16 protein-coding genes, 1 tRNA gene, 1 pseudogene and 1 riboswitch are annotated in these 21848 nt (G+C 71.8%); of the genes and pseudogenes, 6 read left to right on the forward strand and 12 right to left on the reverse strand.

Going from position 1 to position 21848, the window contains the following annotated elements; translation table 11 throughout:
- Window positions 1-295: 295 nt before the first annotated feature.
- The gene (locus ACZ5OX_RS15985) at window positions 296-1696 is read right to left on the reverse strand and encodes a cystathionine beta-synthase (protein ID WP_465630364.1); all 1401 of its coding nucleotides are present in this window, start codon (window positions 1694-1696) and stop codon (window positions 296-298) included.
- 215 nt (window positions 1697-1911) lie between these two features.
- Between ACZ5OX_RS15985 and ACZ5OX_RS15990 the strand changes: the two genes are divergently transcribed.
- From ACZ5OX_RS15990 to ACZ5OX_RS16000, 3 genes are all read left to right on the forward strand, one after another.
- Window positions 1912-2982 carry an SGNH/GDSL hydrolase family protein gene (locus ACZ5OX_RS15990; protein ID WP_449791187.1) on the forward strand — a complete coding sequence of 357 codons (1071 nt, stop codon included), beginning with the start codon at window positions 1912-1914 and terminating at the stop codon, window positions 2980-2982.
- Between the two features lie 63 nt (window positions 2983-3045).
- Entirely contained in the window at window positions 3046-4266 is a 1221-nt protein-coding gene (locus tag ACZ5OX_RS15995) for an acetyl-CoA C-acetyltransferase (protein ID WP_392873885.1), read from the forward strand.
- A 290-nt stretch (window positions 4267-4556) separates the two neighbouring features.
- Complete coding sequence (locus ACZ5OX_RS16000; RefSeq protein WP_465630365.1) at window positions 4557-5498, forward strand: hypothetical protein; 942 nt, start codon at window positions 4557-4559, stop codon at window positions 5496-5498.
- 121 nt (window positions 5499-5619) lie between these two features.
- On the opposite strand, the gene ACZ5OX_RS16005 is transcribed toward ACZ5OX_RS16000, so the two are convergent.
- From ACZ5OX_RS16005 to ACZ5OX_RS16015, 3 genes are all read right to left on the reverse strand, one after another.
- Window positions 5620-6000: a hypothetical protein gene (locus ACZ5OX_RS16005; RefSeq protein WP_465630366.1), complete on the reverse strand. Its 381-nt coding sequence runs from the start codon at window positions 5998-6000 to the stop codon at window positions 5620-5622.
- Between the two features lie 87 nt (window positions 6001-6087).
- A complete protein-coding gene (locus tag ACZ5OX_RS16010) occupies window positions 6088-6960 on the reverse strand; it encodes a Bax inhibitor-1/YccA family protein (protein WP_465630367.1) in 873 nt (290 codons plus the stop codon).
- 137 nt (window positions 6961-7097) lie between these two features.
- A tRNA-Leu gene (locus ACZ5OX_RS16015) sits at window positions 7098-7179 on the reverse strand.
- A gap of 300 nt (window positions 7180-7479) precedes the next feature.
- Between ACZ5OX_RS16015 and ACZ5OX_RS16020 the strand changes: the two genes are divergently transcribed.
- Window positions 7480-8253 carry an ABC transporter ATP-binding protein gene (locus ACZ5OX_RS16020; protein ID WP_465630368.1) on the forward strand — a complete coding sequence of 258 codons (774 nt, stop codon included), beginning with the start codon at window positions 7480-7482 and terminating at the stop codon, window positions 8251-8253.
- Window positions 8254-8300: 47 nt separating this feature from the next.
- Window positions 8301-10859 (forward strand): ABC transporter permease, encoded by a 2559-nt coding sequence (locus tag ACZ5OX_RS16025; RefSeq protein WP_465630369.1) that lies wholly within the window; start codon window positions 8301-8303, stop codon window positions 10857-10859.
- Between the two features lie 210 nt (window positions 10860-11069).
- Here ACZ5OX_RS16025 and ACZ5OX_RS16030 read toward each other — a convergent pair whose 3' ends face one another.
- From ACZ5OX_RS16030 to ACZ5OX_RS16060, 7 genes and pseudogenes are all read right to left on the reverse strand, one after another.
- Window positions 11070-12437, reverse strand: coding sequence for an NAD(P)/FAD-dependent oxidoreductase (locus ACZ5OX_RS16030; protein WP_449790437.1), 1368 nt, complete (start codon window positions 12435-12437; stop codon window positions 11070-11072).
- A 428-nt stretch (window positions 12438-12865) separates the two neighbouring features.
- Complete coding sequence (locus tag ACZ5OX_RS16035; RefSeq protein ID WP_465630370.1) at window positions 12866-13807, reverse strand: Ppx/GppA phosphatase family protein; 942 nt, start codon at window positions 13805-13807, stop codon at window positions 12866-12868.
- A 143-nt stretch (window positions 13808-13950) separates the two neighbouring features.
- Window positions 13951-14490: pseudogene (locus tag ACZ5OX_RS16040) on the reverse strand (DUF501 domain-containing protein); the annotation flags it as partial.
- A complete protein-coding gene (locus tag ACZ5OX_RS16045) occupies window positions 14462-14983 on the reverse strand; it encodes an FtsB family cell division protein (RefSeq protein WP_402410034.1) in 522 nt (173 codons plus the stop codon). The gene ACZ5OX_RS16045 and the pseudogene ACZ5OX_RS16040, both read right to left, overlap by 29 nt.
- A 148-nt stretch (window positions 14984-15131) precedes the next feature.
- A complete protein-coding gene (gene eno, locus ACZ5OX_RS16050; RefSeq protein ID WP_392873908.1) occupies window positions 15132-16418 on the reverse strand; it encodes a phosphopyruvate hydratase in 1287 nt (428 codons plus the stop codon).
- Window positions 16419-16759: 341 nt separating this feature from the next.
- Window positions 16760-17680 (reverse strand): LysM peptidoglycan-binding domain-containing protein, encoded by a 921-nt coding sequence (locus tag ACZ5OX_RS16055; protein ID WP_465630371.1) that lies wholly within the window; start codon window positions 17678-17680, stop codon window positions 16760-16762.
- Between the two features lie 5 nt (window positions 17681-17685).
- A riboswitch (cyclic di-AMP (ydaO/yuaA leader) is annotated at window positions 17686-17852 on the reverse strand.
- A gap of 238 nt (window positions 17853-18090) precedes the next feature.
- Window positions 18091-19425: a cytochrome P450 family protein gene (locus tag ACZ5OX_RS16060; protein ID WP_465630372.1), complete on the reverse strand. Its 1335-nt coding sequence runs from the start codon at window positions 19423-19425 to the stop codon at window positions 18091-18093.
- Window positions 19426-19747: 322 nt separating this feature from the next.
- Between ACZ5OX_RS16060 and ACZ5OX_RS16065 the strand changes: the two genes are divergently transcribed.
- Window positions 19748-20170 (forward strand): SDR family NAD(P)-dependent oxidoreductase, encoded by a 423-nt coding sequence (locus tag ACZ5OX_RS16065; protein WP_392873917.1) that lies wholly within the window; start codon window positions 19748-19750, stop codon window positions 20168-20170.
- A 4-nt stretch (window positions 20171-20174) separates the two neighbouring features.
- Here the strand turns inward: ACZ5OX_RS16065 and ACZ5OX_RS16070 are convergent, their stop codons facing one another.
- On the reverse strand, window positions 20175-21203 hold the full coding sequence (locus ACZ5OX_RS16070) for a nucleoside triphosphate pyrophosphohydrolase (protein ID WP_465630373.1): 1029 nt from the start codon (window positions 21201-21203) through the stop codon (window positions 20175-20177).
- Window positions 21204-21848: the final 645 nt, after the last annotated feature.

The raw sequence follows: 21848 nt of genomic DNA on the forward strand, positions 1-21848 counted from the left end.
AGCGGCCGGGTCAGGCTCGCCCGGTGTGTCCGGAGCCGACCGCGGTCGCCGGGGAGCCGCTCCCGGACGGTTGCCGTCGCCTCACTCGGCGTCCTGCCGTTGACCACCACGATGCCCGAGCCTTGTTAACCACGTGCTGCGGGCAGGTGACGCCGGTGTACCACTTCTCCCGTGGACGAATCCTCCGCATCCGTCCACGGCGGGACGGCGGTGACGGAGCATCGGCGACGGACGGCGGCGGGGCAGCGGTCGGCGAGCGACGGGGCAGCGGACGACGGCCGGCGGTGACGCCGGGTCAGTGCTGGCCGCGACCGGTCAGGAAGCCCAGCAGGTCCTGGCGGGTGACGATGCCCTGCGGCTTGCCCTCGACCAGCACGACGGCCGCGTCGGCCTTCTCCAGCACGGTCATCAGGTTGGTGACGGTCTCGCCCGAGCCGACCACCGGCAGCGGCTTGGACATCACCTTGTCCAGCGTGTCGGTGAGCTCGATCTCCTTGGCGAAGATGCCCTCCAGCAGCAGCTTCTCCACCACCGAGCCGATCACCTCGCCGGCCATGATGTCCGGGTGCCCGGCGCCCGGGGAGACCACCGGCATCTGCGAGACGCCGTACTCGCGCAGCACCCGGACCGCCTCGGAGACCGTCTCGTTCGGGTGCATGTGGACGAACTGCGGGACGCCGCCCTGCTCCATGGACTCCTTGCGGGCCAGCACCTCGCCGATGTGCGCCTCGTCGGTGGACGAGGGCAGGAAGCCGTAGTCGGCCATCCAGTCGTCGTTGAAGATCTTCGACAGGTAGCCGCGGCCGCCGTCCGGCAGCAGCACCACCACGACGTCGTCCGGCCCGAGGTCCTTGGCGACCTCCAGCGCGGCCACCACGGCCATCCCGCAGGAGCCGCCGACCAGCAGGCCCTCCTCCTTGGCCAGGCGGCGGGTCATCTGGAACGAGTCCTTGTCGGAGACGGCGACGATCTCGTCCGCGACGTTGCGGTCGTAGGCGGTCGGCCAGAAGTCCTCACCGACGCCCTCGACCAGGTACGGCCGGCCGGTGCCGCCCGAGTAGACCGAGCCCTCCGGGTCGGCGCCGATCACCTTGACCTTGCCGCCGGAGGCCTCCTTCAGGTAGTTGCCGGTGCCGGAGATGGTGCCGCCGGTGCCGACGCCCGCCACGAAGTGGGTGATCTTGCCCTCGGTCTGCTCCCACAGCTCCGGGCCGGTGGAGTGGTAGTGCGAGGCCGGGTTGTCCGGGTTGGAGTACTGGTCCGGCTTCCAGGCGTTCGGGGTCTCCCGGACCAGGCGGTCGGAGACGTTGTAGTAGGAGTCCGGGTGCTCCGGGGCGACGGCGGTCGGGCAGACGACCACCTCGGCGCCGTACGCGCGCAGGGTGTTGATCTTGTCGGTCGAGACCTTGTCCGGACAGACGAAGATGCACTTGTAGCCCTTCTGCTGGGCCACGATCGCCAGGCCGACGCCGGTGTTGCCGGAGGTCGGCTCGACGATGGTGCCGCCGGGCTTGAGGGCGCCCGAGGCCTCGGCGGCCTCGATCATGCGCATCGCGATGCGGTCCTTGACCGAGCCGCCGGGGTTGAAGTACTCGACCTTCGCCAGCACTGTCGCGCTGATGCCCTCGGTGACCTTGTTCAGCTTGACCAGCGGCGTGTTGCCGACCAGGTCGATGATCGAGTTGTGGTACCGCACGGGGGTCCTCCCGGTCTGTGGGCGTGCGACTGCTTTTCGGTACTGCAAAGCCTAGGGCGTGGCACCAGTCCCTCGGCTCCCCTCTTTCACACCTCCCCCAATGGCCCACCCCCGTCGGCGCCCCGGGTAATCCCGCCCCCCGCGCGGGTAAGAGCGCTGTGCAGGCAGCCGTGCCTCCGTGGGGGGCCGGCAGGAGCACGTGAAGGGGGCACCGGATGCCAGGGGCACGGGACTCGCGGGCCCGGGTGGCCCGTCGGATCGCCACCGCGGCGGCCTACGGCGGCGGCGGTCTCGGCCTGCTCGGGGTGGGCCTGGTCGGCCTGCTGCTGACCGAGAGCAAGCTCGCCATCCAGGCCATCGGCGTCCTGGAGACCCAACCGCCCAGGGCCGACGGCGTCTACGGGGACGCCTTCGCCGACCGCACCGTCGGCCCCCAGGCCCCGCTCGTGCTGGCCGTCCTCGGCGACTCCACCGGCGCCGGCCTGGGCGTGGCCCGCTCCGGCGAGACCCCGGGCGCCCTGCTCGCCGCCGGCCTCGCCTCGGTGGCCGAGCGCCCGGTGCGGCTGGTCAACGTGGCCCGCTCCGGCGGCCGCTCCGCCGACCTCTCCGGCCAGCTGGAGCAGGCGCTGCCGCACCACCCTGACGTCGCCGTGATCATGGTCGGCGCCAACGACGTGACCCGGCACAGCCCGGCCCAACTGGCCGTCCGCCAGCTCGGCGAGGCCGTCGCCGCCCTGCACGCCAACGGCTGCGAGGTGGTCGTGGGCACCTGCCCCGACCTCGGGACGATCAAGCCGGTGCGGCCGCCGCTGCGCTGGGTGGCCCGCCGGCTGAGCCGGCAGCTGGCCGCCGCGCAGACCATCGCGGTGGTGGAGGCGGGCGGTCGGACGGTCTCGCTGGGCTCGCTGCTGGGCCCGGAGTTCGCCGCGCGCCCGGAGATGTTCGCCGCCGACCGCTACCACCCCTCGGCCCAGGGCTACGCGACCGCCGCGATGGCGTTGCTGCCCTCGGTCTGCGCCACGCTCGGACTCTGGCCCGAGGAGGAGCGCCCGGCCGCGGCCGTCCCGGGCACCTCGGTGCTGCCGGTCGCGGTCGCGGCGGCCGCGGCGGCCGACCGGGAGGGCACCGAGGTGGCGGCCGTACCGGCGGAGGGCGCGGGCCGCCGCTGGGCCCAGTTGAGGCACCGGCTGCGGATCGGCCCGCCCGGCCCGGAGGGCGGGAAGGAGGCCGGTACGACCCCCGGGAACACGTCGGCCAGCTCACACGCTGGTACGGGTGACGCCTGATCTACCAGGCGGTAACTTTCCTCCCGGACGTCAGGTCCGCCGTCACCAAGCGAGGAGCCCGTCATGCCCGAAGCCGTCATCGTCAGCGCCGCCCGTTCGCCGATCGGCCGGGCCTTCAAGGGCTCGCTCAAGGACGTCCGCCCGGACGACCTGACCGCCCACATCATCCAGGCCGCCCTGGCCAAGGTGCCCCAGCTCGACCCGCGCGAGATCGACGACCTGATGCTGGGCTGCGGCCTGCCCGGCGGCGAGCAGGGCCACAACCTGGCCCGCATCGTGGCCGTCCAGATGGGCATGGACTACCTGCCCGGCGCCACCATCACCCGCTACTGCTCCTCCTCGCTCCAGACCACGCGGATGGCGCTGCACGCGATCAAGGCCGGCGAGGGCGACGTCTTCGTCTCGGCCGGCGTGGAGACCGTCTCGCGCAGCGTGAACGGCACCTCGGACGGCCTGCCCGGCACCATGAACCCGATCTTCGACGAGGCCCAGGCGCGCACCAAGAAGCGGGCCGAGGAGGGCGGCGGCGAGTGGCACGACCCGCGTGAGGACGGGCTGCTGCCGGACGCCTACATCGCGATGGGCCAGACCGCCGAGAACCTGGCCGCGCTCAAGGGCATCACCCGCGCCGAGCAGGACGAGTTCGGCGTCCGCTCGCAGAACCTCGCCGAGGCCGCCATCAAGGCCGGCTTCTGGGAGCGCGAGATCACCCCGGTGACGCTCCCGGACGGCACCGTGGTCAGCACGGACGACGGCCCGCGCGCCGGCGTCACCCTGGAGGGCGTGGCCGGCCTGAAGCCGGTGTTCCGCCCCGACGGCACCGTGACCGCCGGTAACTGCTGCCCGCTGAACGACGGTGCGGCCGCGCTGGTCATCATGTCCGACACCAAGGCCCGCGAGCTCGGCATCACCCCGCTCGCCCGGGTGGTCTCCACCGGCGTCAGCGCGCTCTCCCCCGAGATCATGGGCTACGGCCCGGTCGAGGCCTCCAAGCAGGCGCTCAAGCGGGCCGGCCTGACCATCGACGACATCGACCTGGTCGAGATCAACGAGGCCTTCGCGGCCCAGGTGATCCCCTCCTACCGCGACCTCGGCGTCGACCTGGACAAGCTGAACGTCAACGGCGGCGCGATCGCGGTCGGCCACCCCTTCGGCATGACCGGCGCCCGGATCACCACCACCCTGATCAACTCGCTGCAGTGGCACGACAAGCAGTTCGGCCTGGAGACCATGTGCGTCGGCGGCGGCCAGGGCATGGCGATGGTCATCGAGCGCCTCAGCTGACCTCCCGGACACCCTCCGAAGGGTCTGGACCACCCATTTGGAGTGACGCAGCGTAATTGAGGGCCGGATCACACCGCGAGGTCGATCCGGCCCTCATTTCTTTCGTTTTCCGCCCGGAAATCGACACTGCGGAGCGGATCAACTCCACTGCGTAGAACGGTGTTACCTAACAATTTGGGGACAAGAGCGAAAGTCCTGGACGAATTGGACATTCGCCACTGCGGTAACAGCCCCGCATGCGGCAGTGTGGACACGTAACCCCGTTCCGCTCCTCGCTAGGAGTACGTTCCGTGAGCGCCGTCTACACCATCCTGCTACTGATCCTGATCACCGTGTCGACCGCCGTGCTGCTCCACCTCCGCGGACTCTCCCGCCGACTGGACGCGCAGGCCGCGGCCCCGACCGCGGCCGCCCCGGTGGACGAGGCCGCGATACGCCGGGCCGTCACCGAGGCGCTCGCCGCCGACCGTGAGCGGGAGATCACCGAGGCCCGGGCGTTCTGGGCCGAGCAGGAGGCCCGCGCGGCCGAGGACGCGCCGCTGTTCGACTCGCCGTTCTCCGGCGCGTTCTCCGGCACCGACGAGTGGCCGCTCTTCTTCCCCCGCCCCACCGGCCCGCAGGACGCCGTCGACAACGCCGGGACGATGGACCCGGAGTTCGGCGAGGCGCTGCGCTCCGCGCTGGAGGACCTGATCAACGAGGGCGGCGGCACCGCCCCCGCCGAGCCCGGCACCGAGGGCGGCGTGCCGCTGCGCCCCGGCCACCCGGTCGGCGAGACCAAGGACGCCCGGGCCCGCCGCGAGGCCGACCTGCTGGCCACCGGCCTGGAGGCCGGGCTGCTGGACGCCGACCCGGCCGTCGAGGAGGCCCCGGTCGCCATGCCCGACCCGCGCCGCCACCCCTCGCACCCCGACTTCGTGCCCAGCCAGGCGCCGTCCCGGGAGTGGACCGACAGCCGGCTGGCCACCCTCGCCGAGGAGGCGGTCGCCCTGATCGACGTCCGCCCGGGCCCGCTGGGCACCCTGGACGTCTACGCCTTCGCCGACGGCACCACCCTCTGCGTGGCCCCGGGCGACCGGGAGGCCGCCTACCGGCTGATCGACGCGGTCCGCGCCGGCGAGCACGTCCGGCTGCTCGGCGGCTCGCGCTTCTCCGGCTCGTACTCGCTGACCTTCTCCACCGACGAGGAGGCCGTCTACGTGCTCGCCGACCGGGTGGTCGCCAGCATCTGACGGCGGCTCACCAGCACACCAGCACACCAGCACACCAGCGCGCAGCAGACAGGCCGAAGGCCGGCCGGGTCACGGGGTTACCGACCCGGCCGGCCTTCGGCCTGTGCGCGCTCCCGGGGACTCAGCCGCAGAGCGCCGCCGTCTCCCGCACGGCGTCCACGGCCGCGGCCAGCACCTCGGCCGCCGCCGGCCCGTCCGGCAGCGCCACCCGCGCGCCCTCCGGCAGCGCCGCCAGCGCGGTCGCCAGGTCGTGCCCGGCGACGGCCAGCTGGTCCCCCGCCGCGAAGGCCCCGGCGTCCGGGAAGTCCCGCTGCGGGCCGCCCTCCGCCGCCGCGGCCAGCCCGGCCAGCCGCCGCGCCAGCTCCAGCGCGGCCGCCGCCCGCGAGGCGTGCCCGGGCACGGCGCCCAGCAGCTTGCTCTGCGGCAGCGAGCGGAAACGATCCGCCAGTTCGTCGACGGCTTCGACCAGGGGATCCACGTCCAGGGGCTCTACGTCATGCATGGACAGGAGCCTAGGCCAGAAAGCCGCCGGGCCCCGGAGCGAGTCGCTCCGGGGCCCGGCGGCAGTGGTTCACGGCGGGAGGGACCGTCAGTCGTCGCCGCGCAGGATCGCGATCAGGCGCAGCATCTCCATGTAGATCCAGACCAGCGAGAGGGTCAGCCCGAAGGCGGCCCGCCACGACTCACGCTGCGGGGCGCCCTGGGCGATGGCCTCCTCGACCGCCGCGAAGTCCAGTGACAGGAAGAAGGCGCCCAGGCCGATGCCGATCAGGCCGACCACGATGCCCAGCGGGCCGGAGCGCAGCCCCATGTCGGCGCCGAAGGCCATCGCGATCACGTTGACCAGCATCAGCAGCACGAAGCCGAGGGCGATCGAGATGCCGATCCGCTGGTAGCGGGCGGTGACCCGGATCCTGCCGCTCTTGTAGGCGAACAGCATGGCCGCGAAGACCGCCGCCGTGCCCAGCACCGCCTGGATCACGATGCCGTTCAGCATGGTGTTGAAGACGTGCGACCAAGCACCCAGGAAGAAGCCCTGGAGCGCCGCGTACGTCAGGATCAGCGGCGGGCTGACGCTGCGCTTGAAGGAGGCCACCAGGCCGACGACCAGGGCCACCAGGCTGACGGCGATCGCGAAGCCGTAGTTCTCGAACGGCAGCGCGAACCAGGCCACCGCGCCGGCGACGACCATCGTCAGCAGCGTCATGGCGGTGCGGGCGACCACGTCGTCCAGCGTCATCCGCCCGGTGGCGGCCGGCCCGGCCGACGGACCGTTGTACAGCGCGTAGAGCTGTTCGTCGGTCATCGGGGCCTGACCCTGCGGCTGCTGGGCGTAGGGCGTCCCCGCGTAGGGGTTGTTTCCGTACGGGCTCCCGGCCTGTGCGGTGTTGCCGAACCCTGCGTAGCCGGCGTCGCGGGTGAAGGACCCCTCCCGCGAGAAGACCGGGTTGCTGCTTCTCATTGCTCATTCCCTCCGTGGCGGCACTGCACCGCCCCGTACAAGGGTAATGGCTTGGCAAAAATTCCGGGATACGCCGCGAGGAGGATCCGTGAACAATGACCGGCGGGGACGCCGTCGCGCCCCCGCCGAGTGATCGGTGCCCGGAGCCGGACTCGAACCGGCACGGCCTCGCGGCCAAGCAGTTTTAAGCTGCCCGTGTCTGCGTTCCACCATCCGGGCGTCTGCGAAACCACCCTGAGCCTAGTCTCCCGACTCACCCTTTCGCATGTTCCCAGCCCCGGAAGTTGTCATGTTTCCCTGCCATCTGACGATCTGTCCGGGATTCGGCCACGAAGGATATCCGTTCCGGCCATCCGTTCCGCATCAGGGTCCACGTCATACCGCAGGAGGAGGGGCCAACCCCTCCCGTACGCCCAGCGGTGGTAGGGCCAACCGTCCGGCGGAGCGACGCAAAACCATGATCACGTCGCGGAACATGGAGGTACAAGTCCACGAGTACGACGAGCACAAGGAGCCCCCGTGACCACGCCGACCGCAACCGCCGTCCACACCGGCCTGGCGGCCGCCCGAGCCACCGGTCTGAACAAGGTCTACGGGGAGGGGGAGACCCGCGTCGTCGCCCTCGACAACGTCAGCGTCGTCTTCCCCCAGGGCGAGTTCACCGCGATCATGGGCCCCTCCGGCTCCGGCAAGTCCACCCTCATGCACTGCATGGCCGGCCTGGACACCGTCACCTCCGGCTCCTCCACCATCGGCGACACCGAACTCGTCGGCCTCAAGGACAAGCAGCTCACCCAGCTGCGCCGGGACCACATCGGCTTCATCTTCCAGGCCTTCAACCTGCTCCCCACGCTGACCGCCCTGGAGAACATCACCCTCCCGATGGACATCGCCGGCCGCAAGGTCGACAAGGCCTGGCTCGACCGCGTCGTCGACACCGTCGGCCTCTCCGGCCGCCTCAGCCACCGGCCCTCCCAGCTCTCCGGCGGCCAGCAGCAGCGCGTCGCCTGTGCCCGCGCCCTCGCCGGCAAGCCCGACATCATCTTCGCCGACGAGCCCACCGGCAACCTCGACTCCCGCTCCGGCGCCGAGATCCTCTCCTTCCTGCGCAACTCGGTGCGCGAGCTCGGCCAGACCGTCGTCATGGTCACCCACGACCCGGTCGCCGCCTCCTACGCCGACCGCGTCGTCTTCCTGGCCGACGGCCGCATCGTCGACGAGCTCCACCACCCCACCGCCGACACCGTCCTGGACCGCATGCGCCGCTTCGACGCCAAGGGCCGCACCAGCTGACACACCGGCAGCCGTAGCCCGCTCACCGATTCTTCCCAGGACACCCCATGTATCGCACCGCACTGCGCAACGTGCTGGCCCACAAGGGCCGACTGCTGATGACGGCGCTGGCCGTCATGCTCGGCACCGCCTTCGTGGCCGGCACCATGGTCTTCTCCGACACCTTCGGCAAGGCCATGCGGGACAGCAACTCCAAGAGCTACTCGGACGTCTCGGTCCAGGTGGTGGACCGCGCGGCGGGCTCCCACGCCTCCGCCCGGCAGAAGAGCGAGGGCGGCTCGGCCACCCTCACCGACGCCACCGTCCAGCAGCTGGCCGCCCTGCCGGGCACCGCCAACGCCCGCGGCGTGGTCAGCGGCTTCACCGGCGTCGCCGACAAGAAGGGCAACCTGATCGGCCAGGTCTGGGCCGCCAAGGGCGCCAACTTCGCCCCCGGCCAGGACGGCAAGGACCCGCGCTACCCGATGGTCGAGGGCCAGGGCCCGAAGACCGCCAAGGAGGTCGCGCTCGACCGCAGGACGGCCGACAAGGCGGGCTACAAGGTCGGCGACACCGTCCGGGTCGCCGCCAACGGCCCGGTCGTCGAGGCGAAGCTCACCGGCGTCTTCACCACCGACGACCCGGTGGTGAACACCGGCGGCACGCTCACCCTCTTCGACAAGGCCACCGCCCAGCAGACCCTGCTGGAGCCGGGCCGCTACAGCAGCGTCGTGCTCACCGCCAAGCCCGGCACCAGCCAGGACGCGCTGCTCGCCGAGGCCCAGCCCAAGGTGCCGTCCGGCCACCAGTTCGACGTCGAGACCGGCGCCAAGCTCAACGCCGACGAGCAGAAGATGATCACCGAGGCCACCAGCAGCATGCGCACCATGCTCCTGGTCTTCGCCTTCATCTCGCTCTTCGTCGGCATCTTCATCATCGCCAACACCTTCACCATGCTGGTCGCCCAGCGCACCAAGGAGCTGGCCCTGCTGCGCGCCATCGGCGCCAGCCGCAAGCAGGTCACCCGGTCCGTGCTGATCGAGGCCCTGCTGATCGGCACCGCCTCCGCCGCGGCCGGCCTGCTGGCCGGCGTCGGGATCGGCGCCGGGATGCAGTCGCTGATCGGCTCGCTGAACGAGAACATGCCGAACGGCTCGCTGGTGATCAAGCCGCTCACCGTCGTGGTGACGATCGTGGTCGGCGTCCTGGTGACGGTCCTGTCGGCCCTGCTGCCCGCCATGCGCGCCTCCCGGATCGCCCCGGTGGCCGCGATGAGCAGCGGCGACCAGCCGGTCTCCCAGAAGAGCCTGGTGGTCCGCAACACGATCGGCTCGGTGCTCGCCGGCGGCGGCCTCGCCCTGATCGGCTTCGGCGCCTCCACCGGCGACGACAGCGGCCGGCTGCCGGTCGGCGCCGGCGCCTTCCTGGCCCTGATCGGCGTGTTCGTCCTGCTGCCGCTGCTCTCCCGTCCGGTGGTCGCGCTGGTCGGCCCGCTGCTGCGCGGTCTCGGCGGCACCCCGGGCAAGCTCGCCCAGCAGAACGCGGTGCGCAACCCGCGCCGCACCGCGGCCACCGCCGCCGCGCTGACCATCGGTCTGACCCTGGTCACCGGGCTCACCGTGATCGGCGCCTCGGTCAGCGACACCGTCGACCGGGCCGTCACCAGCGCGATGAAGGCCGACTACATCATCGGGGCCGCCAACAACATGAGCCTGTCCGAGCAGGTGCCCGCGCAGATCGCCAAGGCGCCCGGAGTGGCCGCCTCCTCGGCGCTGACGACCTCCTACTGGGACCTCAACGGCACCGGCACGACGATCAACGGCGTGGACGCGGCCAACCTCGACCAGCTCACCGACGTCAAGCTGACCGCCGGCTCCACCGCCAACCTCGCCAAGGGGCAGCTGCTGGTCAGCGAGGACACGGCCAAGAAGCTGAACGCCACCACCGGCTCGGTCATGAACGTGACCTTCCCTGACGAGTCCACCGGGCAGCTCACCATCGGCGGCGTGTACGAGAACGCCGGCGTGCTCGGCCGGACGCTGCTGGCCAACAGCGAGGTCGCCAAGCACGAGCCGAAGCCGTACATCTCCGAGGTCCTGGTCAAGGGCAAGGACGGCGCCACCGACAGCCTCAAGCAGGCCCTCAAGGACGCCACCGGCGCCAACCCGGTGATCGAGGTGAAGTCCAGGCAGGACGTCCGGGACGAGTTCAGCCAGACCATCACCTTCGCGCTGAACCTGATGTACGGCCTGCTGGGGATGGCGGTCCTGATCGCGATCCTGGGCGTGGTCAACACGCTGGCCATGTCGGTCTTCGAGCGCAAGCGCGAGATCGGGATGCTGCGGGCGATCGGCCTGGACCGCGGCGGCATCAAGCGGATGGTCCGTCTGGAGTCCGTGGTGATCTCGCTGTTCGGCGCCGGCATCGGCCTGCTGCTCGGCTGCTTCATCGCCTGGGCGGTCAACGGCACCCTGAAGTCCAGCCTCTCCGGTCTGACCACGGTCCTGCCGTACGGCCAGCTGGCGATGTTCCTGGCGCTGGCCGGGGTGGTCGGTCTGGTGGCCGCGATCTGGCCGGCCCGCCGGGCGTCCAAGCTGGACATCCTGGAGAGCATCAAGACCGACTGACCGGCCGGGGCCGGCCGACCGCTCCCGGTCGGCCGGCCCCGGAACGAGAAAGGTCCCCTGCCGGAGGGTTTCGGCAGGGGACCTTCTACTTCTGTACTCCGCCCGGTCGCACGGCCGGCTGAGCACCACGGAGGTCGTGGTCCGGCAACGCTGCCGGGCGGAGGGCCTCCGACTCATACCCCGGTGCTCCCACACCGGGGCCTCAGTCGCTTACTTGCTGGCGAGTTCCTTGTCGGCGGCCGGCTTGGCGGCCTCGACGGGCTTGGTGGGCGGAGTGACCTCCTGGATCGGCAGCTGCGGCTTCTCCATCTGGGCGAGGCCGACCATCTCGCGCTTGAGGAACATCGCGAGCGTCCAGTCGGTGAAGACGCGCACCTTGCGGTTGAAGGTCGGCACCATCGCACCGTGGTACAGGCGGTGGAACCACCAGGCCGGACGGCCCTTCAGCTTGTACTTGCCGAAGAGGATCGCCACGCCCTTGTGCAGGCCGAGACCGGCGACCGCACCCAGGTTCTTGTGCTTGTACTCCTTCTGCGGGAAGCCGCGCATGCCGGAGATCACGTTGTCGCCGAGGACGATGGCCTGGCGGCTGGCGTGCTGCGCGTTCGGCGGGCACCAGGCGCCCTCGCCCGCGGCGAGGTCCGGCACCTGGGCGTTGTCGCCGGCGGACCAGACGTAGTCGAAGCCCTGGACCTGCAGGGTCGGCGCGGTGTCGACGTGGCCGCGCGGGCCCAGCGGCAGGCCGAAGTTGGCCAGCACCGGGTTCGGCTTCACGCCGGCCGTCCACACGATGGTGGAGGCGTCCATCTCCATGCCGTTCTTCAGCATGACGTGGCCGTCGACGCAGGAGTCCATCGAGGTCTCGATGTAGACCTCGATGTTGCGCTCCTCGAGCTTCTCCTTGGTCCACAGACCGAGGTCCGGGCCCATCTCGGGGAGGATGCGGTTGGCCGCCTCGACCACGACGAAGCGCATGTCTTCGCGGCTGACGGTCTTGTACAGCTTGGCCGCGTCACGGGCCATGTCCTCGACCTCGGCGACCGTCTCGATGCCGGCGAAGCCGCCACCGATCACCACGAAGGTCAGCGCCTTGCGGCGGATCTCCTCGTCCGTGGTGGACTCGGCCTTGTCGAGCTGGGCCATGACGTGGTTGCGGAGGCCGATGGCCTCCTCGACCGTCTTCATGCCGAGGCCGTTCTCCGCCAGACCCGGGATCGGGAAGGTGCGGGAGACCGAGCCGGTCGCGACGACCAGGTACTCGAACGGCAGCTCGTAGCTGTCGCCGGCCGCGGGCTGGATCGTGGCGACCTTGCGGGCGTGGTCGATGCCGGTGACGGACCCGGTCAGCACCTCCGCCTTCTTCAGGGTGCTGCGCAGCGGCGCGATGAGGTTGCGAGGCGCGACACTGCCGCCGGCCGCCTCGGGGAGGAAGGGCAGGTACGTCATGTACGACCGCGGGTCGACGACCGTGACGGTCGCTTCGCCGTAACGCATCTTCTTGAGGATGCGCATCGCGGCATACAGGCCGACGTAACCACCGCCGACAATGAGGATGCGAGGACGCTCCGTGGTGCTCATATCCGAAAGTATCCAGCACCGTCCGGAGCAGCCTTCGTGAGCCCGGTCACAAGTTGACGGACCCCCCGTGCTACACTGCGCGGCCACAAAACCGGGCCCGGCGCGGCGGCCCCCACCCCCGGACGGCCCCGCGCGAACGTTCGCCGGAGCACCACCGGCCTGAGCAGCAACGATCCGCACAACGCCCGGGTTCCCGCGCGTGATTTCGATTTTCAAACCTCAAACGACGCCTGACCTGCGATCCCATGGGCCACCCGCGCGACGGGCCTTCGGTCCCACATATCGGACGTAGCGGGCGGGCCGGTGCGACGAATGGCCCGATCGCCATGTGAAGAAATTCACGAACTTTTCCACCCGCGTGCGGGCGCGCCAGGGCCCCGGCCCCCTCTCGGGGGGCCGGGGCCGTGACGGGCAAGCCCCGCGCGGGGTCAGGGGGCGATACCGAAGGCGATCCCGTCGAGGATGTCGTGCTCGCTCACGACCACCTCGGCGGCGCCGGTGCGCTCCATGATCTCCAGCAGCTCCAGCGCCCCGGCCGCGATCACGTCCACCCGGCCCGGGTGCATCGACGGGATGGCCGCGCGCTCGGCGTGGGTGGAGGCCAGCAGCTCTCGGGCGATCCCGGCGACCCGCTCCCGGCTGATCCGGGAGTGGTGGATCGCCGCCGAGTCGTAGCCGGGCAGGCCCTGGGCGATCGCGGACACCGTGGTGACCGTCCCGGCCAGGCCCACCAGGGTGCCCGCGCCGGTCAGCGGGACGACCTCCTCGGCCCGGTCCAGCTCGGCGCGCACGTGCGCCCGGGCCGCCTCGATCTGCTGCTCGGAGGGCAGCTCGGCATCCCCGAAGTACCGCTCGGTGAGCCGCACGCAGCCGATGTCCACCGAGCGCGCGGCCTGCACGTCGTCCGTACCGAGCACGAACTCGGTGGAGCCGCCGCCGAGGTCGAAGACCAGGTACGGGCCGGGGAACTGACCGCCGGTCAGCTCCTTGGTGGCGCCCACGAAGGAGAGGTGCGCCTCCTCCTCGCCGCTCACCACCTCGGGCTCGACGCCCAGGATGTCGCGCACGCCCTTGACGTACTCGTCGCTGTTCTCGGCGTCCCGGGAGGCGCTGGTGGCGACGAAGCGGACCCGCTCGGGGCCGACGCCGAAGCCGGAGATGATCTCCTGGTACTCCCGGCAGGCCGCGAAGGTGCGGGCCAGCGCGTCCGGGTGCAGCCGGCCGGTCTGGTCCACGCCCTGACCCAGCCGGTTGACGATCATCCGGCGGTCGAGGTCGGTGATCTCCCCGGTGTCCGGGTCGAGGTCGGCGACCAGCAGACGGATCGAGTTGGTGCCGCAGTCGATCGCGGCGACGCGGGTCGTGCTCACTCGGACTCCTGCTCCGCCGCGGCGTCCCCGGCGGCGGCCTCCTCGGCGGCGCGCTTCTTCGCGGCGCGCTCGGCGGCCAGCTGCTGCTTGGCGGCGATCACCGCGTCGTGGTCCTGCTCCTTGGCGCGGTTGCGGGCGACCCGCTCACCGGCGGCCTCGACCTCGGCCGGGGAGACGCACGGACCCTTGGCCCACCAGTCCTCCAGCATGCCGAGCGCCTCGTCGCCGAGCGGGTTGACGCCCTCGCCGGCCGCCAGCGAGTGGCCGACCAGCACGTGCAGGCACTTCACCCGGTCCGGCATGCCGCCGGCGCTCGGGAAGCCCTCCAGCACCTCGATCGCGTCACGCCGGGCGATGTAGTCCTCGTGCGCCTTCTGGTAGGCGGCGGCCAGCTCCGGGTCCTCGGCGAGCCGGGCGCTCTGGTCCTTCATCACGCCCTCCGCCTCCAGGGTGCCGATCAGCGAGGCGGCCTTGGGGCAGGTCAGGTAGTAGAGCGTCGGGAACGGCGTGCCGTCCGGCAGACGGGGGGCCGTCTCCACGACGTCGGGGTTGCCGCAGGGGCAGCGGTGCGCCACGCCGCGCAGGCCGCGCGGCACCCGGCCGAGCTGGGCGGCGATGGCCGCGACGTCGGCGTCGGAGACGGTGGGGTGGTTCTCAGTGGTCATGGGGGGAGGTGTCTCCAACGGGGGACGGTGGGAGGGGAAGGGGGGTGGCGGGGACCGCCGCGGCGGTGTCGGCGGCGTCCACCGAGTCCCAGATGCTGGCGTACCAGGGTTTGGCGGCCATCGCCTGGCCGGTGGCGCTTCCGGGGGCCGCGTTCCGGGCGGAGGCCGCACCGGCCGCGGACGAGGAGGGCTGGGCGGAGCCCTGGCCGGCCGGGTCCACCGCGATGTACGGGGTCTCCCCCGGCACCGCGTAGTGCAGCCGGGCGCGGGCCTGCGCCTTGACGTACTCCGGGTCCTGCCAGCGGGCCCGCTCCCGGCGCAGCTGCTCGACCTGCTGGCGCGCGTGGTCGGCCTTCGCCCGCTGGGCGGAGATCTCGGCGCGCTGGGAGATGAACTGCCGCGTCGGGTAGGCGAGGATCGCCACCAGGGAGCAGAGCACCAGGACGAGGACGGTCGCCCGGCTCGTGAACCGGGGCCGGGCCGCCAAGCCCGGGATCCTCCAGCCAGCCATCTCCCGTATCCCCTCCTGGTCGCGACGGTGCCCCGCCGTCCACCCTACGGGGTGAACGGCGGGGCACCGGTCAGGCGTGCGCTACCGGGAGCACTCGGCCCCCGTGCCCGGAGCGCTCAGCCCCGGACTCGCCGTACTGATCCGCTGGTCACTCGGCGGAGCGGAAGCGCGGGAAGGCGCCGCGGCCGGCGTACTCGGCGGCGTCGTCGAGGATCTCCTCGATGCGCAGCAGCTGGTTGTACTTGGCGACGCGCTCGGAGCGGGCCGGGGCACCGGTCTTGATCTGGCCGCAGTTGGTGGCGACGGCCAGGTCGGCGATGGTGACGTCCTCGGTCTCGCCGGAGCGGTGCGACATCATGCAGCGGTAGCCGTTGCGCTGGGCCAGCTCGACGGCGTCCAGGGTCTCGGTCAGCGAGCCGATCTGGTTCACCTTCACCAGCAGCGCGTTGGCGGTGCCGGTCTCGATGCCGCGGGCCAGGCGGGCCGGGTTGGTGACGAACAGGTCGTCGCCGACCAGCTGGACCTTGTCGCCCAGCTTCTCGGTCATGGCCTTCCAGCCGTCCCAGTCCGACTCGTCCAGCGGGTCCTCGATGGAGACCAGCGGGTAGGCGGCGACCAGCTCGGCGTAGTACTCGATGAGCTCGGCGGCGGTGAGCTCCTTGCCCTCGAAGTGGTAGGCGCCGTCCTCGTAGAACTCGGAGGAGGCGACGTCCAGGGCCAGCGCGACGTCACGGCCGGGCACGTAGCCGGCCTTCTGGATGGCCTCGACGATGAGGTCCAGGGCCTCGCGGTTGGAGTCCAGGTTCGGGGCGAAGCCGCCCTCGTCGCCCAGACCGGTGGACAGGCCGCGCTCCTTCAGCACGCCCTTGAGCGTGTGGTAGACCTCGACGCCCCAGCGGACGGCCTCGGAGAAGGACTCCGCGCCGATCGGGGCGATCATGAACTCCTGGATGTCGACGTTGGAGTCGGCGTGCGACCCACCATTGAGGATGTTCATCATCGGGACCGGCAGGACGTGCGCGTTCGGGCCGCCCAGGTAGCGGAACAGCGGCAGGTCGCTGGCCTCGGAGGCGGCGTGCGCGACGGCCAGCGAGACGCCCAGGATGGCGTTGGCGCCGAGCGAGGACTTGTCCGGGGTGGCGTCCAGGTCCAGCATGGCCTGGTCGATCAGGCGCTGCTCGGTGGCGTCGTAGCCGACCAGCTCCGGGCCGATCTGCTCGATGACGGCCAGGACGGCCTTCTCGACGCCCTTGCCGAAGTAGCGGTTCTTGTCGCCGTCGCGCAGCTCCAGCGCCTCGAAGGCACCGGTGGAGGCACCCGACGGGACAGCGGCACGACCCGTGCTGCCGTCGTCGAGGCCGACCTCGACCTCGACCGTGGGGTTGCCGCGGGAGTCGAGGATCTCACGGGCTACGACGACATCGATGGACGGCACGAGGCATCTCCTTGCGGAAGCAGGGTCCGGTCTGACGGTGGGTGCTGTCAGCAGGACGATTGCGGAGTCGTTACGACCAGAGCCTAACCGCCCGGGCTCCCGGGGCCACGTCCACCTCGGTCCCGTCTCAGCGTGTGGCCCCACTACCCACCGGTAGTTCACCTGCTTGTCCCAGCTTGTCCCACCGGAGCGGGCGAATGCGGACGAAGGGGACCGGTAGGAACCGGTCCCCTTCGGACGGCGGGCGGAGCGGCACCGGCGTCGGGCCACGACGGGGGTGACGGCCGGGGTGACGACGGCGTCGGGTCACGACGGCGTCGGGTGACGGCCGGTGCGACGGCTCAGCCGAGGTGCAGCACCTGGCCGGGCATGATCAGGTTCGGGTCGCCGCCGACGGTGGCGTGGTTCTGCTCGTACAGCGCGTGCCAGCCGCCGGACACGCCCTGGGCGGCGGCGATGGTCGACAGGGTGTCCCCCGCGCGGACGGTGTAGTCGTGGCCGGCGGCCTGCGGGGCCTGCTGGGCGGCGAGCGGAGCGTACTGCGGCTGGGCGGCGGCCTGGCCGGCGTACTGCTGGTAGACGCTCTGGTGGCTGGTCCAGTACCAGGCGCCGTTGTTCTGGTACCAGAACACCTTGGCGTCGGCGTCCCAGCCGGCCTTGCCGGAGAAGCCCGGGGTCTGCGGCTGCGCCTGCTGCTGCGGGACGGCCTGCTGGACCGGCTGCGCGGCGGGCTTCTGGGCAGCGGGCTTCTGGACCGGCTTCTGGGCGGCGGGCTGCTGCGCGGCCGGCTTCTCGGCCGGCTTGGCGGCGGGCTTCGGGGCCTGCTGCTTGGGGGCGGACTGCGGCTTGGCGTCCGAGGAGGTGTCGACCACGGCCGCGGCGCCGCCCTTGGTCAGACCCGCCTTCTGGGAGCAGACCGGCCAGGCGCCCGGCCCCTGCGAGGCCAGCACCTTCTCGGCGACCGAGATCTGCTGGGCCTTGCTGGCCTGGTTGGCCTGCGACGCGTAGGCGGTGCCGCCGTACGCCTTCCAGGTGCTGGAGGTGAACTGGAGGCCGCCGTAGAAGCCGTTGCCGGTGTTGATGCTCCAGTTGCCGCCGCTCTCGCACTGGGCGACGGCGTCCCAGGTGGAGGCCGGGGCCGCGGAGGCGCCGGTGGCGGTGAGGAGCGGCATCGCGAGTCCGACGCCGGCCACACCGGCGACGGCGATGGCCTTCTCGGCCTGGGTGCGACGACGGTGACGGCCAGTTCCAACGAACAGCATGAAGAGGTCCCTCTCCGCACGCCTGCGAGGTGAGCTGTCGGGTTCGGACCGGGAGGTGGCCCGGCCGCCGTACGCGGAAACGATTCCGCTCGGGCGGCTTCACCCCAAGCCGTGGGAGACGGCAACAAACCTGGTTCCCCCGCCCCTGCCCAGGGTCTGGTCGGTTTCCCGGGCGCGGCGGGCAGGATTCGGCGTTCCGCGCACGAGGTCCGCAGCTGCGAACTCCAGGGAGAGTAGACAGATCATCAGGACAATCACAAGCTCATATCGTCGATATCACACGACAATTACGGCCCGTGTCCGATCGCCTACCAACGGCGGTGTTATGTCCGGATTGATGGGTGTTCACACCTCCGCCGGCGGGCGATCTGCGACGCCCCGTCAGCGTGATCTCAGCAGGTCGGAGGGGTTCAAGAGACCTGCGAAGGGGTGTGCGGAGGGGTGTGCGGAGAGCGGCCCTCCGGGCTGAATTCCACCGGTAGTTCGCGCAGCCCACGCATGATCAGGCCACCGCGCCAGCGCAGGGCGTCCGGGCTTTCCGCGAGCCGCAGATCGGGCAGCCGGGAAAGCAGCGAGGCCAGCGCCGCACGCCCCTCCAACCGGGCGAGCGGAGCGCCGATGCAGTAGTGGATGCCGTGCCCGAAGCCCAGGTGGGGATTGTCCGTACGGGCCAGGTCCAGGGTGTTCTCGGCGGCGAACCGGGCCGGGTCGCGGTCCGCCGCGGCCAGCACCACCAGCACCGGGTCGCCGACCGGGATGTCCACCCCGCCGATGGTCAGCGGACGGGTCGCGAACCGCCAGGTCGCCAGCTCCACCGGCCCGTCGTAGCGCAGGAGTTCCTCGATCCCGGTCTCCAGCAGCGCGCTCTCCCCGCGCGCCACCGACTCCTGCAGCAGCCGGCGCTGCTCCGGGTTACGCAGCAGCGCGTACGTGCCGTTGCCGATCAGGTTCACGGTCGTCTCGAAACCCGCGAACAGGAGGATGAAGGCCATCGCCGCGGCCTCGTTCTCCGTCAGGTGCTCACCGTGGTCACTGGCCCGGATCAGACCGGAGATCAGGTCGTCCCCGAGGTCCGCGCGCTTGCGGTGGATCAGCTCCAGCAGGTACGCCCGCATCCGCTTCACCGCCCGCCCCACGCCGCCGCGTTGGCCGCCGCCCTGCCCCGGCTTCGTGTGTCGCAGCATCATCCCGGCCCAGTCGCGGAAGTCGTCCTGGTCCTCGGCCGGCACCCCCAGCATGTCGCAGATCGCGTAGATGGGGAGCGGGAAGGCGAACTCGTGGATCAGGTCCGCCGAGCCGCGCTGCGCGAAGCCGTCGATCAGCCGGTCGGTGAGCTGCTGCACCCGCGGCTCGAACTCGGCCACCCGGCGCGGCGTGAACGCCTTCGACACCAGGCGGCGCAGCCGGGTGTGGTCCGGCGGGTCGATGTTCAGCAGGTGGGTCATCAGGTCCGCCTGCCGCTCCCCCGGGATGCCCACCCGGCCGGTGCGGTGCGCCTGCTCGCTGTGGTGCGCCGGGTTCTTCGACAGCCGGCTGTCCGCGAGCGCCTGCCGGGCGTCGGCGTACCTGGTCACCAGCCAGGCCTCCACCCCGCTCGGCAGGGTGGTGCGGTGCACCGGGGAGTGCTCGCGCAGCCAGGCGTAGGCGGGGTACGGGTCGGAGGCGAACTCCCAGGTGAACAGCTGCGGGGCGGGGGCATCGGAGGACGCGGCGGCGGGCCGGGCGGGGTCGGGCTGAGCTGGCATGGACCGACCGTATCCGGTGCGACCGGCGCACCCGCCCTCCGGCGGGCCGCGCCCGTCGGGCGGCGCTCCGCGGCGGGGTCATGACCGGGTCACGGCCGGCTCCACGGCCGGCTCATGGACAGGCCGTGGCCGGGCCGTTGACCCTCCGTGGACGGGTCGTGGACGGTCCGTGGACAGCTCTTGGCCGACTCTTGGCCGCGGGGCGGGCGTGAGCCTGGTCACCTGAGGGGTAATCCCTGTTGCGGAGGGTCAGGACGTGCCTACGATCCTCCGCAGTACGCGTGGGCGCCGGTGCGGTGTCGCCCACAGGGAGGAGCAGGCCATGCGGGTCAGCGGGTCAGTCGTCGTCATCGCGGTCCTCGACGGCGGGTCGGGCGCGGGCCTCGCCCGCCGGTTCTCCGCGGCCGGCGCCGCCGGAATGCTGATCGCCGACCAGTACGTCGGCGTCGCCGAGGACCTCGCCACCGAACTCGACCGGCCGGGCTGCCCCGTCGTCGGCGTCTGCGGCGACATCCGCCGCCCCAGCGACGTCGCCGCCCTCGTCGACACCGCCGAGAAGCACCTCGGGCCGATCGACCTGTTCGCCGTCGCCGGCCCGGGCGGCGAGCGGATCATCTCGCTGGCCGACCTGCCCGACCACCTCGACCTGGAGCGGCTCGCCGAACTCGTCCTCCTCGTCGGCGAGGCCATCGGCGAACTCGTCCCGCCGCAGCGGCGCCCGGAGCACACCGCCACGGCGGCCTGAGCACCTACTCCCCGTCCGGCTCGAGACCCTCGGCCGCGCGCACCCCGTCCCGGTAACCGCGCGCGGCCGACCGCAGCGCCGCGTCCACGTCCACCCCTGCGTCGTGGGCCCGCTGCACCACCGCGAGCAGCAGCCGGCCCACCGAGTCGGCGGTCAGCTCGGCGGGCAGCTCGTACGGCTCGTCCGGCATTCCGGTGAACCCGGACCGGCGCACCCGGGACACCAGCTTCGCCGCGTACGCCAGCGCGGGCAGCCCGGCCGGCACGCCGTCCAGCACCGACTCGCGGTCCGCCTTCTCGGCCGCCTTCAGCTGCTCCCAGTTCGCCTCCGCCTCGGTGGCACCCTCGACCTCGACGTTCCCGAACACGTGCGGGTGCCGGTACATCAGCTTCTCGACGATGTCCCCGGCCACGTCGTCGACGGTGAACGGGTCGGTCGGGTGCTCCTCGGCGATCCGGGAGTGGAAGAACACCTGGAACAGGACGTCGCCCAGCTCCTCGCGCAGCGTCTGCCGCTCCCCGTCCTCGATCGCCTCGACCAGCTCGTACGCCTCCTCGACCAGGTACTTCACCAGGGTCTCGTGCGTCTGCTCGGCGTCCCAGGGGCAACCGCCCGGGGAGCGCAGCCGGTCCATCACCGTCACCAGGTCCAGCAGCCGCGACCCCGGCAGGTCGTACGAGCCGGGCAGCACCTCGATCTCGGGCACCTCGCCGGCCTGCTCCACCGCGAGCCGCGCCAACGCGTCGGTCAGCCCCGGGTCCCCGTCCGGGCTGCCCAGCCACACCGTCGGCCCGCCCCCGGCCGGCTGCCCGGTCAGCAGCCGCGCCAACGCGGGCGCCGACCCGGCCGGCACGACCTCCACGCCCACCCCGGCCTGCCGCACCGCCGCCACCTGCGGATGCCCCTCGTCCCCCACCAACACCCGCCCCGCCGACCGCAACGCCTCCCACGCCGGCCACGCCAGCAGCCCGGGAGCCACCCGGTGGGTGGTGGTCAGCAGGATCAACTTCGCGCCCGGAACATTCGTCGTCACACCCCGAACCTACCTCCGCCCCCAGCCACGCCCCCACCAGCGCAGAACGCCGAACCCGCCGACTTCCCGGTCCCCCGCTCTCGCCCGGCCAGTCCCGCCGCGACACGAGAAGTCGGCCCGGCCGACTTCCCACTCCGGATCCGCTCGGCCCCGGGCCACGCCTCCCGTCCACGCAGAAGTCGAACCCGCCGACTTCCCACGCCGAACACCCACTCCGGGCACCCGCACCAAGCCCCGGCAGGCACGGAAAGTCGGCCTCACCGACCTCCCGCGCACCCGCGCACCCGCACCACAGCGACACGAAGAGTCGACCCGGCCGACTTCCTGATCCGGCACCCACTCCGGCCCAGGCCAACGCCTCGGCCAAGCCCGCGCCCGCACAGGAAGCCGAGCCCGCCGACTTCCCGCTCCCAGGCGCCGCCCTGCTCCCCCGCAAGCCACCAGCACGAAAAGTCGGCCCGGCCGACTTCCTGATCCGAGATGGCGACGCCCTCCGTCGGGGCGGTGGAGAGCGGCTGTGGCACGGCGTTCGGCGAACGGGCGGGCAGGGGGCGGCGTCCCGGGATACCTGGAGGCCCAGGGGGCTGGAGCTGTTGACGGTGATCAGAAGAGGCGCGGGGCCAACGTCCCGAGGCCGGCACGGTG

It is taken from the genome of Kitasatospora sp. NPDC032121 (assembly GCF_055580145.1).